We start from the raw sequence: 14494 nt of genomic DNA, 5'->3' as shown, positions 1-14494 counted from the left end.
AAGCAACCCGTCCATCAACAGAATTTAGCGGTGGCCCGCCAGTTGAAGAATTAACTCCAATTCTCCTTTCCCATATCCTAACTCCTTGGATATTTCTTCAATAGTATAGCCCTGATTGCATAAATCGAATACTTCTTTATAGCGGTTTCGCAAATGTAAAATGTCTTGGCTAGTTCTCGCTGCCTCCTGAGTCGAATGACCAAGAGCCAATCCCCCCTCGCTTGTTGCCAGAGATTCGTCTGGCATAAGGGGCTGCTCTTCCAACAAAGCCATTCGGTTCTCTAATTGTTTCAGTCCCCATTGAAGCTGCGCTATTTTATCCTCTGTCTTTTTATTCATTTCAATCATGGTCTGCATGAGCCTCTGATTCTCGGACACCAGCTCATTGGCGAAGGATTGCATCATCTGAACCGTTTGCTGTTCTGCCCTTTTTTTCCTTGAAAAAAAAAAAGGACCATTCCAATGAATATACCGCATACGAGTGTTAGGTATATCCATCCTTCCATGGTCATCACCTCTTTTTTTAAAATAAAATCACTGCACTTTTATCCTTTATTCAATAACGTTCGTATCCGCAATAAGGCTTTGGAATGGATTTGGGAGATACGAGAGGGAGAAAGGCTCATAATTTCCGCAATCTCTGTCAAAGTCAACTCTTCATAATAGAACAAGGATACGACCGTCCTTTCTTTTTCCGACAATTGATCTATGGCCTCGGCCAAAAATTGTTTTTGGACCGCTTCATCTAGAGCCTTCTGTGGATCTTTCGCCTTCTCATCGACCACGAAAGACTGTCTCGAGTTTTTTTGCTCCTCTTCTTCATGGATCGGTTCATCCAAGGAAAGAAGGCTTGCAAAGGAAGCATCTGAAAATGCCTGCCCTAAATCCTTTTCCGAGATCCCTAAATATTCACTGATCTCCTTATCTGATACGGTTCGCAATTGCTGCTGTTCAAGTACCAAATAGGCTTCCTCTATTTTTTTTGCCTTATCCCGAGCGGACCTGGGAATCGTGTCGCACTCTCTCAAACCGTCCATGATCGCTCCGCGGATTCGCCACATGGCATAGGTTTCAAATTGGAGTCCTCGCTCAAAGTCAAACTTTCTCATCGCATCCATTAACCCAAGATGGCCAAAGCTTTGTAAGTCTCCCTTATCAACGGTTCCCGGCAGCCCCATCGACAGCCGGCCTACCACGTAACTAACGAGAGGCAAGTAACTTTTAATGAGCTCTTCTTCCGCTTCACGATCCTTCCGCAGCCTCCAGCGCCTCCACAGTTCTACGTTCAAAGCTTTCTTTTCGCCCGTGCGTGCCATTTATCCAACCTCCCTCCCTAGTCATCATTGTTTGCTACTGGTTGGAAAGGATCCGTACAGCATTGGCTATTTCTTCTGCATCCATCGCAGATCCTTTGTCTGTCTTTTTTCTTATAGTTGGCGGGGCTAAAGGAACAAATTCCTTCGACTCAGCATTTATGGGGCGTTCCGCCAGCTTGTCCGCTGAGAGTTGTTTGAGCAAATCATCTTCTGGCGTTTGTACGTTGACGTTTTGGCCTGCCTTAACCTCAACAGGAGGTTCATGAGAACCTTTTCTTCGGAAAAACCAGCTAATCGGAAACATGACTATAAAAAAAATAATAAATCCGTAAAAAGCACGCACCATGGAAGTAGCAAACGTATTATTACCTATGGAAATCAACAGAGTAAAGAGAAAGGCAAAAGTTCCTACCGCCGCATGAACACCATACTTTCCCATCAGATTTCCTTCACTCCCTGATTCACTGTACGGATATGGAGGCTTCCCGTTGAACAGTCTATTTCAATCGTACGCCCCCAATTTCCTCCAGTATCTTCAGATAATACGCGAATCCCTTCTTTTTTTAGCGCTTCTTTACAGGCTTCCACATTTCGGGGGCCAATTCGCATAATGTCGCTTGAAGATGAAAAGGAAAACATTTGTGCGCCCCCAGCCAGTTTCGCCACTAATCTCCTGCGATTGGCTCCCCGCTTTTCCATATCGCTTATTAATTTAGGGATTGCGGTATCGGCATACTTCGCTATATTGACTTCACCTTTTCCGAGCGTAGAAGAAGGAAGCATGACATGAGCCATTCCCCCTACTTTTGTCAATTGATCAAACAGCGTTACGCCTACGCATGACCCAAGTCCTGTCGTCCGGATACGATCAGGAGAACCTGCCACGTTTAGATCAGCCATTCCCACTTTCACTATATTCATTCTAACGGCACTCCTAGTGCAGAAAATATTTTCCCTAAGTAAGCTGGATCTGGAAGCAAAAAGAAATGACCTTGAACCTCTTCATTTCCTTCGAAAAAGACCGTATCTATCGCAAGGGCGAAATCCCCCGATTGTCCAAGCTCGATTAGGCCATAGCTGAGGATAGCGCCTGCCATATCAATGGCTAGAGAAGGTACAGAGGGCTGTAGATTCAACTGCGTAAAATCGGCTAACGATGAGAGATACGAGCCAATGAGGATATTTCCGATTTCACATAACGCCGATCGTTCGAGTTCCGTTAGTTGCCCATCCGCCGGCTCCATGCCAAGGGTTTCCTTAATTAGGCTATTGGCCGATTTTAAGCTCATAAGGAAAAACATGTTTCCAGGAATATCTCCCAATATGCGAAGAAATACAGCAGCGACTACATTTTCCGCACCGCCAACGCAATCGGCGATATCATTAAAGCCGACAATTTGTACCTGAGGGACCTGCATATCGATTTCTTTTGAAATAAGCTTCGACAGTGCCGTCGCTGCATGACCCGCACCGATATTTCCGATTTCCTTCAATACGTCAAATTGAAATTCCCCAAAATGAACAAACTCCTTGCTCATCCTATTCTACCTTCCATCGTTTCCAGCTGCTTTAATTCCGCAGTATCCAGAACCATATTTAAATTCAACAATATCAATAATCTTTTTTCTAGCTTTGCGACCCCCTTAAGATATACAGCTTCAATGCCCCCCACGATCCGCGGCGGAGGTTCGATAGCATGAACCGGCACATCAATGACGTCCGTAGCCGAATCGACAATTAAACCCATCTCTAACCCATTGACAGAAACGATGATAATCCTCGTAGCCTCTGTAAGCGATGTGTCCGAAAGTCCGAATCGTTCACGCAAATCAATGATTGGCGTAACAATCCCCCTCAAATTGATTACCCCTTTAACGAACGGAGGGGTCTTCGGCACGCGTGTAATCGTTTCTAGCCGCTCTATGGACTTGACTTGGTGAACATCTACCCCATATTCCTCATCCTGCAAGCGAAACACAATCACCTTCACTTCTTCCGCTACATCATTGTGATTGGGTTGCATGTACTTTCCTCCTTTATTTGATTAGTGCGTTGCAATCGATGATGAGCGCCACTTGGCCATCCCCCAGAATGGTTGCTCCTGAAATGGCAAATACATTCACAAGATATTTGCCTAAGGATTTTAAAACTATTTCCTGCTGTCCGATAAAGGAATCGACTACCAAACCAGCCATCTTATCCCCCTTGCGGACAATGACAACGGAAATCTCATCCCTTTTATTCTCGCTCAAACCATCCGGGATCTGAAAAATCTTTTTCAGCGATACAAGCGGTACTACCCTTCCCCTAAAATCAATCACATCTTGCTGGTGCGCACGCATAATTTGTTCTTTTCTAAAAACCGCTGTTTCGATAATGGAACTCAAAGGAACAGCAAACTTTTCTCGTTCCACTTCGACAAGCATGGCCGAAATGATAGATAGAGTCAAAGGCAGTTGGATCAGGAAGGTCGTCCCTTGACCTAAGCTGGAGTCAACGCTCACAGCTCCCCCTAAAGATTCGATCTTTGTCTTGACGACATCGAGTCCTACACCCCTACCTGAAACATCTGTGATCTTCTCGGCAGTGCTTAGCCCGGATGCAAACAATAGCTCATATACCTGGCTATCTGACATACTTGCAGCCTGCTGATCCTGGATGATCCCTTTTTCTTTAGCCTTTTTCAGGATCTTTTGCCGATCTATGCCTTTGCCATCATCCATGACTTCAATAAAGACATGATTCCCGCTATGGTAGGCTTTGAGCAAAACTTTTCCCGTTTCCTCCTTGCCAACCCTGATTCGCTCTTCAGTAGACTCCATGCCATGGTCAATCGAGTTCCGCAAAAGGTGGACAAGAGGATCCCCAATCTCATCAATTACCGTGCGGTCTAGCTCCGTTTCTGCTCCCTCGATGATCAGGTTGACCTTTTTATTCAAATCTTTTGCCAAATCTCTTACCATCCTAGGGAAACGATTGAAAACCTGCTCGACTGGAACCATTCGCATATTTAAGATGATATTTTGCAAATCGCCTGAAATCCTGCTCATGTGCTCAACCGTTTCAATAAGAGCCGGATTCTTGGAATCTCTTGAAAGCTGCTCCAAGCGTCCGCGATCAATTACCAGTTCGCTAAACAGGTTCATGAGTACGTCCAGTCTTTCAATATCTACCCGTATCGTTTTGCCGCCAGATACCTTTTTCTGAACGCTCGCTTTTTCATGTACGGCTGCCTCTGCCTTATGGACTATCTCTTCCAGCGGCATTTCTTCAGAAGGTATCTCTTGATTTTTTGGTAAAGCCTCAATAGCCTGAATGGATACAGAAGCAATCTCAGAAACACTCAGCACAACCTTCTCTAATTCTTCTTTCGTTTTTTTCGTGACAAGAACTACTTGAAAAGCCTGGTCAAATTTTTCCTGTTCCAATTCTTCAACACTAGGGCTTGCTTTGATAATCTCTCCGCAAGACTCTAATTGATCAAAAACCATATAGGCACGGGCAGCTTTTAGAACACAATCTTCTCGGACCACGGTTTCTATCTGATAGGCTCCATACCCTGAATCGATAGACTGCGCAATAACAGTCCATGCGTAGTCATCAAACTCAAGACCTGCCCCACCGCCAGAAGGGGACTCTGCTATTTTCGCTTCAAAAATAAGTTCCCCAGATAAGATCTTTCGCAGATCTAGGACAACCGCAGTCACATCATGGCGTCCGTCTCCGCCTTGGGAAATGGATAAGAGAATGGATTCTAGAATATCCACGCATCGGAATAGAATATCCATTGTCCCTGCTTGAACTGTCAGTTTTCCATTGCGTACTTGATCTAGCACATTTTCCATCTCATGGGTCAGGTTAGCCATATCTTCAAAGCCCATCGTGGCTGACATCCCTTTAATCGTATGGGCAGAGCGAAAAATATCATTGACAATGCCCGTACTGTCAGGCTGATCCTCGAGACGCAATAAGTTTTCATTAATGGCTTGCAGGTGTTCTTTCGATTCCTCTATAAACATATCCAGATATTGTTCCATATCCATGATTGTGCCCCCCGCTATTCAGTCCTCAGTTTAGTCCTGCACTTGGAATAGTTTAGCCAGATAATCCCCTATCTTGGGTAAAGGGAGAACGGTATCCACATTTCCCGATGCAATTGCTGCCTTCGGCATGCCGAATACGACACAAGTACTTTCATCTTCGGCAATTACCTCTTTACATCCCCGCGTAGTCTTTAATGCTTTAATTCCTTTCGTACCATCGCTTCCCATTCCCGTCATCACAACGGCATATGTATCGGGATAATCCAGCTGTGCTACCGATTCAAAAAGCATATCCACAGAAGGCCTATGCCCTGACTTAGGCTCTGTCTGATTTAATCTGATAACTAGTGAGCCTGAACTTTTTCTTTTCAGCTCCATATGATAGTCACCTGGTGCTATATAGGCGCTTCCCCTGTTAATTACCATACCGTCCTCAGCCTCCATCACCTGGATGTCGCAAATCGAATTGAGACGTTGAGACAATGACTTAGTAAAGCCAGATGGCATATGCTGCACAATGAGAATGGCAGCCGGCAAATTTGATGGCAATGAAGCAAGTACGATCTGAAGTGCTTTTGGACCTCCTGTAGAGGTACCTATAAGTATTAATTTGGGCAGTTCATTTTGACTCGATAAAGCTTTTATTTTGTAGCCCGTTTGTTTAACAGGAGAGGAAGATAGAAAAAGGTGCCTATTTAAATTCGCTCCTGCGGCTGCCTTTACTTTTGCTACTATTTGGTCTTCCACCTTATGGATATCTAATGATATAGAGCCTGATGGCTTCGGGATAAAATCAACGGCACCAAGTTCCAGGGCTTTAATCGTTGCCGATGCTCCTTCTTGGGTTAAACTGCTTAACATAATGACCGGCACCGGATGATGCTTCATCAGATAATCCAGGGCTTCGAGCCCATTCATAGCCGGCATCTCGACATCCATCGTCACCACATCAGGTGATAATTGCTTCACTTTTTCAATTCCTTCTAATCCATTCCTTGCTTTATCTACTACTTCAATTTTAGGATCTTGAGATAGGATGTCTGATATCACCTTTCTCATAAAAGCAGAATCGTCAACAACCAAAACTCTGATTTTTTTCATGTCTTCCCCCCTCTCTACCTCATATGGCTGATCATCCTCTTAAGGAAGCCTTTTACTCCTCGCGGGACATAAATCGATTGTATAGTCCCTTCCAGGTAACTGTGCACCAAGTCCTTCATCCCCAGCGATGCAATAGCCCCCGGGTAAGCCAGAAGGAATGGAGTTTGCTGCTTTACTGCTCGAGGCACGTGACTGTCATCATGCATATACCCGAGAGAGGTTATGTCTAGATTTAAAAACTTTTTAGAGACTAAAGCTAGTTTATCAAAAGCCATTTTTCCTTCACGGGGACTCCCTACCCTATTCACTACCATTTTAAATTGAACATTCGGCTCGGTTGCTTGAACTAGCTTGACTACCGCATAAGCATCCGTAATGGAAGTCGGTTCAGGCGTAGTTACTAGCACAACATCATCAGCGGCCATAATAAAGCTTAGGGACTGCTTCGTTAAACCAGCACCCGTGTCGATGATGACAAAATCAGCATATCCGTTCAAAGCTGCCATCTTCTCAAAGAACCGATTGAGCTGGACCTCATTCAATTCCAATAGGTGACTGAAACCCGTACCGCCAGAAATAAATTCCAGACCGTTCGGCCCCTTCTCCAATACATCCCAAATGGATTTATCCTGTTCTATTAAATCTAGCAAGTAACTCTTAGGAGAAACACCCATGAGAACTTCGATATTGGCTAATCCGAGGTCCACGTCAAGGACAACGACTTTTTTTCCTTCCGCTATCAATCCGAGTGCAAAGTTCAAAGAAAAGTTGGACTTGCCTACTCCTCCCTTACCGCTTGTCACGGTAACGATCCTTGTTTGCTTTAGCGTCTGATCTGCCTGTTTTTTGATAATATCACGCAAACCTTGTGCTTGATCATACATAACTATCTTCTCCTAGAATCAAATTGGCCACCTTGTTCGGAACGGCAACGCGGATATCATCAGGGACATTTTGGCCCGTTGTCAGATAAGATAGAGAGAGTTGATAGCGCATTACCATATTCAAGATTGAACCATAGGTTTGCGTTTCATCCGACTTGGTAAAAATAACTTTTCCCAAAGGAAGACACTTGAAGTTTTCCAAAATCTCTACCATATCACTGTTCTTGGCTGTTAGACTCAGCACGATATAGTTTTCCCCTCCTGATATGGCAGGAAAATACTGAGCGAGTTCCATGGCATAATCCTGCTTTCGGTAATTTCTCCCCGCGGTATCTACCAAAATCAGATCACATGCCTTTAGATTCTCGAGGGCTGTGATCATTTCTCCAGGTTTAAAAACAACTTCTAATGGCACATTGAGAATATTCGAGTAGGTCCTCAACTGATCAACCGCCCCAATACGAAAGGTGTCCGTGGTGATCAAACCCACCTTCCTCTTATGCTTCAGCACTCCCTCAGCAGCCAATTTAGCAATTGTCGTTGTTTTTCCTACACCGGTAGGTCCAAAAAACCGAACCAAACTCGTATCATTTCCTATAAGGCTTTGCCTAGATTGTCTTTCTGCCAGCATTTCCTCTATCACTAATTTTGCATGTTGGATCTGAGCCGGATGGCTTTGCAGCAATGCTGAACTATATCGAGACTGCATCCGTTGAACGATTTCTTCAATCCACCGTTCTTCTACATCTTGTTTGGTTAATCTTTTCCGTAGAGATGAAAAATCAAGTCTTGAGGAAATCTCCAACTCACTTGTTCCTGCTTGGTCAATCGTACCCTTTTCTCTTTGATAATCCCCGCCCTGTGGACTTTTTTTCGCAACAATGGACTTGAGATCATAAGTTGGGATTTCCTTTCTAGGCTCCTCTTGCCGAGAAAGCGCTGGTTCTGCGGCGGGAGAAGCATTTGTGCCCTTGCTTGAAGGAGCTGGACCTTTATTAACATCAATCGCGGCTATCACTTCAATTTGCTTTTTGGTAAATAGGCCGAAGAAACCACCAGTTTTGATGTTTTTTGTATTCAAGATAATGGCATCTTTTCCTAAATCCGCCTTTATTTTCTGGAGAGCATCAGGCATCGAGTCCACGACATATCTTTTGACACGCATTACAGGTTCACCACCCCTAGACTTTGCACTTCTATGTCTGCTTCAATCTCACTATAAGAAAGAACTGGAAGATCCGGAAACATTCTCTCAAGCAATTGTCTCGTATACATTCGAATCGCCGGTGATGTCAGCAAAATCGGTTGATGTCCCATATTCATCAAACGCTGGACTTGCTCGGACAAAATCTGATATATCCGTTGGGACAGGTCCGGATCGACAGCAAGATAGCTGCCTTGCTCTGTTTGCTGGACACATTCGGATATGGTTTTCTCTAAACCAGGTCCAGCTGTAATAACATGCAGAGTTTGTCCTGGCTCAGCGTATTGCAAAGTAATTTGCCTTGAGAGGCTTTGTCTTACATATTCAGTCAAGAGGTCCGGATCTTTTGTATATTGTCCGTAATCAGCCAATGCTTCCATAATGGCATGCAGGTTCCTAATGGATATCTTTTCCTTCAATAGTTTTTGAAGAACTTTTTGGATATCTCCGATAGTCATAATCGAAGGCAGCACCTCTTCTACGAGAGCAGGGGCTTGTTCCTTCAAATTATCTACTAGTGATTTGGTATCCTGTCTGCTTAGAAGCTCATGGGCATATTTCTTTATCACTTCAGACAGATGGGTCGCAACGACCGAAGGCGGATCCACCACCGTGTAACCTGCCAGTTCCGCTCTTTCTCTCACCTCTTCAGAAATCCAAAGGGCTGGCAATCCAAATGAGGGTTCAATGGTATCTATCCCAATCACGCTGTCATCTTCGATACCCGGACTCATAGCAAGGTAATGATCAAGCAGGATTTCTCCTCCGGCAATCATATTACCCTTGATTTTGATGACGTATTGATTAGGTCTTAGCTGGATATTATCCCGAATACGAATAACTGGCACAACCAGTCCCAGCTCCAATGCACATTGCCTGCGGATCATAATGACTCGGTCTAGCAAATCTCCCCCTTGATTCGTGTCGGCAAGCGGGATAAGTCCATAACCGAATTCAAATTCAATGGGGTCCACGTGCAGAAGTCCCAGCACGCTCTCTGGACTTTTCACTTGTTCCACTTCCGCATCCTCAGCAGGAGCTTGAGCGGCTAACTCTTCCCGCTGTTGAAGATTTTTCTGGAGCCTCATTCCGCCAAAAACTAATATCCCGGCAATGGGAATCGTGCTGAAAGGTCCTATTGGAGTAAAAATTCCCAAGGCAGCAACCGTACCTGCTACAACGAATAAAAGCTTGGGATAGGCTAATAATTGCTTTGATATGTCATCCCCTAAATTCCCTTCGGATCCCGCCCTCGTGACCATAATACCCGTTGCAACCGATATGATAAGAGCTGGAATCGAACTGACCAAACCATCCCCTACCGATAGCAGGGTAAAAGTGGAAGCGGACTCCGCAAATCCCATACCATGGATGGCCATTCCAATGATGAAGCCTCCAAGTACATTGATCAGGAGAATGATAATTCCAGCAATCGCATCACCTTTGACGAACTTACTGGCCCCGTCCATCGCTCCATAAAAGTCAGCTTCCCGTTCCACTTTCCTTCGCCGATCCCGAGCTTCGTGTTCGGTAATCATGCCCGCGTTCAGATCAGCATCGATGCTCATCTGCTTGCCCGGCATGGCATCCAGGGTGAATCGTGCAGCAACTTCAGCAACCCTTTCAGATCCCTTGGTAATAACAACGAAGTTAATGATAACTAGGATGATAAAGATTACAAATCCAATAACGGGGCTTCCGCCAACTACAAATTCACCAAAGGCCTTAACAACATGTCCCCCATCCGCATCCTGCAAGATTGAACGCGTCGTCGATACGTTCAGGGACAAACGAAATATAGTCGTCAACAAAAGCAAGGTCGGAAAGATGGAGAAATCTAGCGGTTCTTTGGTGTTCATAGCCACCATAAGAATCATTAGAGACAACGAAATATTGATAATTAGGAAAAAATCTAGCAAAAGAGTTGGCAAGGGGATAATCATCATGAGGACAACTGCTATAACAAGTAATAAAACTGAAAGATCTTTTAATTTCATTTGTTATCCCCTCCCTTCCTAAGCTCTTTTCCTTAACTGGTAGACATAAGCCAGAACCTCCGCTACAGCCTTGAACAAGGATTCAGGGACTTCTTGTCCAATCTCTACTTGTGCAAACAAGGTTCGAGCCAAAGGTCTATTTTCCATCGTAATAACATTTTCTCTTTGTGCAATCTCTTTAATCTTAAGAGCTATTAGATCTTTTCCTTTTGCAATTACCTTGGGTGCTTGCATTTCTTGTGGATTATATTGAATCGCTACGGCAAAATGCGTAGGATTTGTGATTACTACATCTGCGTTAGGAATTTCCTGCATCATCCGGCTCATTGCCATTTCTCTTTGACGCTGCTTGATTTTACCCTTAATTAAGGGGTCCCCTTCCGTTTTCTTATGCTCATCCTTAATATCCTGCTTGGACATGCGCAGTCCCTTTTCATGTTCAAACTTCTGATAGATGTAGTCAAGGACAGATAAGACGAGCAAAAGCAGTGCAATGAAAATCCCAATTTGAACGGTCAAAGTAGACACTAAGGTTAAAACATTCCCTATAGATGTTTGAGATAATACCATAATTTCATCTACTGCCTTACTCAACACGAGAATTGCTATGACAGAAGTCAGAACAATCTTTAGGATCGACTTTAAAAGCTCCACGATGGATCTCATGGAAAAGATCCTTTTAGCTCCTTGTATAGGATCTAATTTCTCCAGCTTCATCTTTATCGGTTCTGTTGTGAAAAGAAACCCAATCTGTATGTAGTTAGAAAACACCCCCATAGCCAAAGCAACCAAAAGAAAAGGCAGAACAATGAGTGCACTATCGTACAATAAACGGTTAAATACGACTTGGACATTATGAATCGTTACATCCCAATGAAGGTATTCACTAAACGTTCCCCTCATCATGTGAATGAGATTGGCACCCATAGATTGGCCTAAAAATAGCAGGAACAGGAAACTGGATAGCATGATGAGAGCTGAAGCCACTTCTTGACTTTTCGCAACCTGACCTTTTTGCCGGGCTTCCTGCTTTTTTTTCGGCGTAGCCTTTTCTGTTTTTTCCCCTGCGAAATATTGCAAATCGATTGAAATCAACAATTTTGGCTGCTCCATTTAGCTCCACCCCATGGCTTTCAATAAAGCTCCCATCGACTGGACCAACGATTGCAAGAGGTTTTTTAAAGTAAAGAAATACCCTGGAAGCACCACGATTAACACCAAGAACCCTGCCATTAACTTGATGGGTATACCGACTACAAAAATATTGAGTTGAGGCACTGTTCTCGCTACAATCCCCAGGGCAACATCTACTAAAAATAAGGACACAACAAGGGGTGCGGCAATCATAAAAGCGGATAAAAACATATGATAAAAGGCTTCTAAGACCACTGTTGTTACATTTCCGCTGGTTAGATTCAATCCCAGCCGGTCTAAGGGAACGATTTTATAACTTTCGATAATACCTTTTATAAGAAGATGATGAGCGTTCACAGATAGTAAGAACAGTAAGGCTAAAATATATTTAAATTGACCCATTAAGGGCGTATGAATGCCGGTCTGAGGGTCAATAACACTCGCTATGGCAAGTCCCATCTGCATATCTATGAACCCACCTGCAGTTTGAATGGCAAATAAGATAAGGGTGCCTATAAAGCCCAGCATCAGTCCAATCACGACTTCTTTGAGAATCAATAGGAAGTAGTTTTCATCAAAACCTACCGGCTGTATGCCTTGGGTACTAAACGTAATTAAACTTAGCATAAAGGCTAAACCAATTTTTACAGTCTGCGGAACATTTCGCGACGAAAAAATAGGGACTGTTACGAAATAAGAAGTAAGCCTTACAAAAATCAATAGGAAGCTTGGAAATAAATCCCACGCAAAAAAAAGGTTCATTTTTTCAACCTATATACCGATATAAATTATTGAAAATATGATAAGTGTAGTCTACTAATTGAGTTAACATCCAGGGACCAAATATAATGAGAGCTACTAAAATCGCCACAATCTTTGGAACAAAAGCTAAAGTTTGCTCCTGTATTTGAGTAGTGGCTTGAAAGATGGCGACTAACAGTCCGACCAATAGGCCTATTCCTACGACAGGAGCAGTGACCAATAGGATCATATAAACGGAATTTTTCGCCAGATTAATTACACCTTCCGGAGACAATGCGACTCACCTCTTCATGGGTATCTAAAAACTGGCTAATAATGATTTAACAATTAAATGCCAGCCGTCAACCAAAATAAACAGCAAGATTTTAAAAGGCAAAGAAATCATAACCGGCGGAAGCATCATCATCCCCATAGCCATTAATACACTTGCCACGATCATATCAATTACAAGAAAGGGGATAAAAATCATAAATCCCATTTGAAACGCAGTCTTTAACTCGCTGATTACATAGGCCGGGACTAAAGCCGTAAACGGAATATCCTGAATCGTACTAGGTTTTTCCAATTGCAGATACTCCAGAAAAAGCAGAAGATCCTTTTCACGCGTATACTTGCCCATAAATTCCTTCATAGGAACAGAGGCTTGTTCAAACGCTTGCTGCTGGCTGATCTCTCCCGCCAAGTAGGGTTGTAAAGCAGCGTCATTCACGTCCGAAAACGTGGGAGCCATGACAAAGAAAGTTAGAAATAAAGCTAAGCCAATTAAGACCTGATTGGGAGGCATCTGTTGTGTAGCTAAGGACGTCCTCACAAATGAGAGCACAATCACAATTCTCGTAAATGAGGTCATGAGCACTAGCAAGGCAGGCGCTATGGAAAGCAAGGTAATCAGGAAGATAATTTGCAGCGTAGTTGATACATCCCCTGGATTATCACTCGTACCAATATTAAAATCGAAGCCTGGAATAACCGAACCTTCAGCAAACACGGGATTCCCCAGGCCCAAAACTAATGTCATTAGAAAAGGGATCAGCATTATCAGTCTAGATATCATGTTCTTTACCTTCTTTAGGATCCGAAGGATACTCGAAGTTTTGCTCGGCAAAGGACCGATTGGCCTTCAGCTGGTTTAGCTGCTCTTCAAAAACGTATTCAAATGAAGTGTCTTCTGCTTTTCTTTTCTTCCACTTGTTTAGAGCATCCAATAGTCGAGGCGTTTCTCCCTGTTTAGCCAACCACTCAGCTACTTCCTCTTCATCCTCCATCATGTGCAGCAAGTGAACATCTTGTCCTACTCCCAAAAGATAGACTTTCCCTCCAACTTGGACTACTTGCACGGATCGATTATGTCCCAGGGCAATCCCCCCTAGCAAACGTAAAGGCAGCCCGCCCATAGACTGCCTTGATTGATTGGAAAGGAACCTTATGAGGAAGTAGATAAGCAAACCGATGATGATAAGAAAGAAAACAACTTTTAAAAGATAGGGCAGCACCTCAAAATCTGACCCTACTGCCCCAATTTGTCCTTTATTGATTTCTTCTCCTAATTTCGTTTCAACGGATGGCTGCTCGCTCACTGCTAATACCCCTTGGGGCAAAAAAGGCCCCAAGAAAACAAACAAGTTCGTCATAGCCAATATAGTGAAGCACAACCGTGATAAGAAAAACATGGCCTTACCCCTTACGCCAGGGTCTTCTTAATCGCCTCAATTACTCTGTCCGCTTGAAACGGTTTTACGACAAAGTCCTTGGCACCCGCTTGAATTGCATCTATAACCATAGCTTGTTGGCCCATTGCCGAACACATGATGACCTTGGCACTGGAATCCACCTTTTTGATTTCTTTTAAAGCCGTAATCCCATCCATCTCTGGCATGGTAATGTCCATCGTCACTAGATCTGGCTTTAGCTCTTTATACTTTTCTACGGCTTGTGCCCCATCGCTCGCTTCTCCTACGACGGTATATCCGTTTTTCGTCAGAATTTCCTTAATCATCATTCTCATAAAAGCTGCATCGTCTACAATTAATACACTATTTGCCATAATTATTAA

At 43.7% G+C, this 14494-nt stretch carries 17 protein-coding genes; all 17 read right to left on the bottom strand.

Annotated elements, in window-relative coordinates:
• Positions 1 to 24: 24 nt before the first annotated feature.
• The 17 genes from ABLT31_RS02205 to ABLT31_RS02125 all read right to left on the bottom strand — a co-directional run bounded on the left by ABLT31_RS02205 (position 25) and on the right by ABLT31_RS02125 (position 14485).
• A complete protein-coding gene (locus ABLT31_RS02205) occupies positions 25 to 477 on the bottom strand; it encodes a DUF6115 domain-containing protein (RefSeq protein ID WP_367748295.1) in 453 nt (150 codons plus the stop codon).
• A gap of 68 nt (positions 478 to 545) precedes the next feature.
• Positions 546 to 1316: a FliA/WhiG family RNA polymerase sigma factor gene (locus ABLT31_RS02200; RefSeq protein WP_367748292.1), complete on the bottom strand. Its 771-nt coding sequence runs from the start codon at positions 1314 to 1316 to the stop codon at positions 546 to 548.
• Positions 1317 to 1350: 34 nt separating this feature from the next.
• On the bottom strand, positions 1351 to 1755 hold the full coding sequence (locus tag ABLT31_RS02195) for a hypothetical protein (RefSeq protein ID WP_367748290.1): 405 nt from the start codon (positions 1753 to 1755) through the stop codon (positions 1351 to 1353).
• A complete protein-coding gene (locus tag ABLT31_RS02190) occupies positions 1755 to 2237 on the bottom strand; it encodes a chemotaxis protein CheD (RefSeq protein ID WP_367748288.1) in 483 nt (160 codons plus the stop codon). Before ABLT31_RS02190 ends, ABLT31_RS02195 begins: the two co-directional genes overlap by 1 nt.
• Positions 2234 to 2854, bottom strand: a complete 621-nt coding sequence (locus ABLT31_RS02185) for a chemotaxis protein CheC (protein WP_367748286.1) — start codon at positions 2852 to 2854, stop codon at positions 2234 to 2236. The genes ABLT31_RS02190 and ABLT31_RS02185 overlap by 4 nt, the downstream gene beginning before the upstream one ends.
• Positions 2851 to 3339, bottom strand: coding sequence for a chemotaxis protein CheW (locus ABLT31_RS02180; protein ID WP_367748284.1), 489 nt, complete (start codon positions 3337 to 3339; stop codon positions 2851 to 2853). The genes ABLT31_RS02185 and ABLT31_RS02180 overlap by 4 nt, the downstream gene beginning before the upstream one ends.
• A gap of 13 nt (positions 3340 to 3352) precedes the next feature.
• Positions 3353 to 5359 carry a chemotaxis protein CheA gene (locus ABLT31_RS02175; RefSeq protein ID WP_367748281.1) on the bottom strand — a complete coding sequence of 669 codons (2007 nt, stop codon included), beginning with the start codon at positions 5357 to 5359 and terminating at the stop codon, positions 3353 to 3355.
• A 30-nt stretch (positions 5360 to 5389) separates the two neighbouring features.
• Positions 5390 to 6460 carry a protein-glutamate methylesterase/protein-glutamine glutaminase gene (locus ABLT31_RS02170; RefSeq protein ID WP_367748279.1) on the bottom strand — a complete coding sequence of 357 codons (1071 nt, stop codon included), beginning with the start codon at positions 6458 to 6460 and terminating at the stop codon, positions 5390 to 5392.
• A gap of 14 nt (positions 6461 to 6474) precedes the next feature.
• Positions 6475 to 7344 carry a MinD/ParA family protein gene (locus tag ABLT31_RS02165; protein ID WP_367748276.1) on the bottom strand — a complete coding sequence of 290 codons (870 nt, stop codon included), beginning with the start codon at positions 7342 to 7344 and terminating at the stop codon, positions 6475 to 6477.
• Positions 7337 to 8509, bottom strand: coding sequence for a flagellar biosynthesis protein FlhF (flhF, locus tag ABLT31_RS02160; protein WP_367748274.1), 1173 nt, complete (start codon positions 8507 to 8509; stop codon positions 7337 to 7339). Before flhF ends, ABLT31_RS02165 begins: the two co-directional genes overlap by 8 nt.
• On the bottom strand, positions 8509 to 10545 hold the full coding sequence (gene flhA / locus ABLT31_RS02155; protein WP_367748272.1) for a flagellar biosynthesis protein FlhA: 2037 nt from the start codon (positions 10543 to 10545) through the stop codon (positions 8509 to 8511). Before flhA ends, flhF begins: the two co-directional genes overlap by 1 nt.
• A gap of 18 nt (positions 10546 to 10563) precedes the next feature.
• A complete protein-coding gene (gene flhB / locus ABLT31_RS02150) occupies positions 10564 to 11658 on the bottom strand; it encodes a flagellar biosynthesis protein FlhB (protein WP_367748270.1) in 1095 nt (364 codons plus the stop codon).
• Positions 11659 to 12441, bottom strand: coding sequence for a flagellar biosynthetic protein FliR (gene fliR, locus ABLT31_RS02145; RefSeq protein ID WP_367748267.1), 783 nt, complete (start codon positions 12439 to 12441; stop codon positions 11659 to 11661).
• Between the two features lie 4 nt (positions 12442 to 12445).
• Positions 12446 to 12715 (bottom strand): flagellar biosynthesis protein FliQ, encoded by a 270-nt coding sequence (gene fliQ, locus ABLT31_RS02140; RefSeq protein WP_367748264.1) that lies wholly within the window; start codon positions 12713 to 12715, stop codon positions 12446 to 12448.
• Between the two features lie 24 nt (positions 12716 to 12739).
• On the bottom strand, positions 12740 to 13459 hold the full coding sequence (gene fliP, locus ABLT31_RS02135) for a flagellar type III secretion system pore protein FliP (RefSeq protein WP_367748261.1): 720 nt from the start codon (positions 13457 to 13459) through the stop codon (positions 12740 to 12742).
• A gap of 25 nt (positions 13460 to 13484) precedes the next feature.
• Positions 13485 to 14111: a flagellar biosynthetic protein FliO gene (locus ABLT31_RS02130; protein ID WP_367748258.1), complete on the bottom strand. Its 627-nt coding sequence runs from the start codon at positions 14109 to 14111 to the stop codon at positions 13485 to 13487.
• An 11-nt stretch (positions 14112 to 14122) separates the two neighbouring features.
• Positions 14123 to 14485 carry a response regulator gene (locus ABLT31_RS02125; RefSeq protein WP_367748256.1) on the bottom strand — a complete coding sequence of 121 codons (363 nt, stop codon included), beginning with the start codon at positions 14483 to 14485 and terminating at the stop codon, positions 14123 to 14125.
• Positions 14486 to 14494: the final 9 nt, after the last annotated feature.

Source organism: Ammoniphilus soli (genome assembly GCF_040813775.1).
This window is presented reverse-complemented; position numbering and strand designations above follow the sequence as displayed.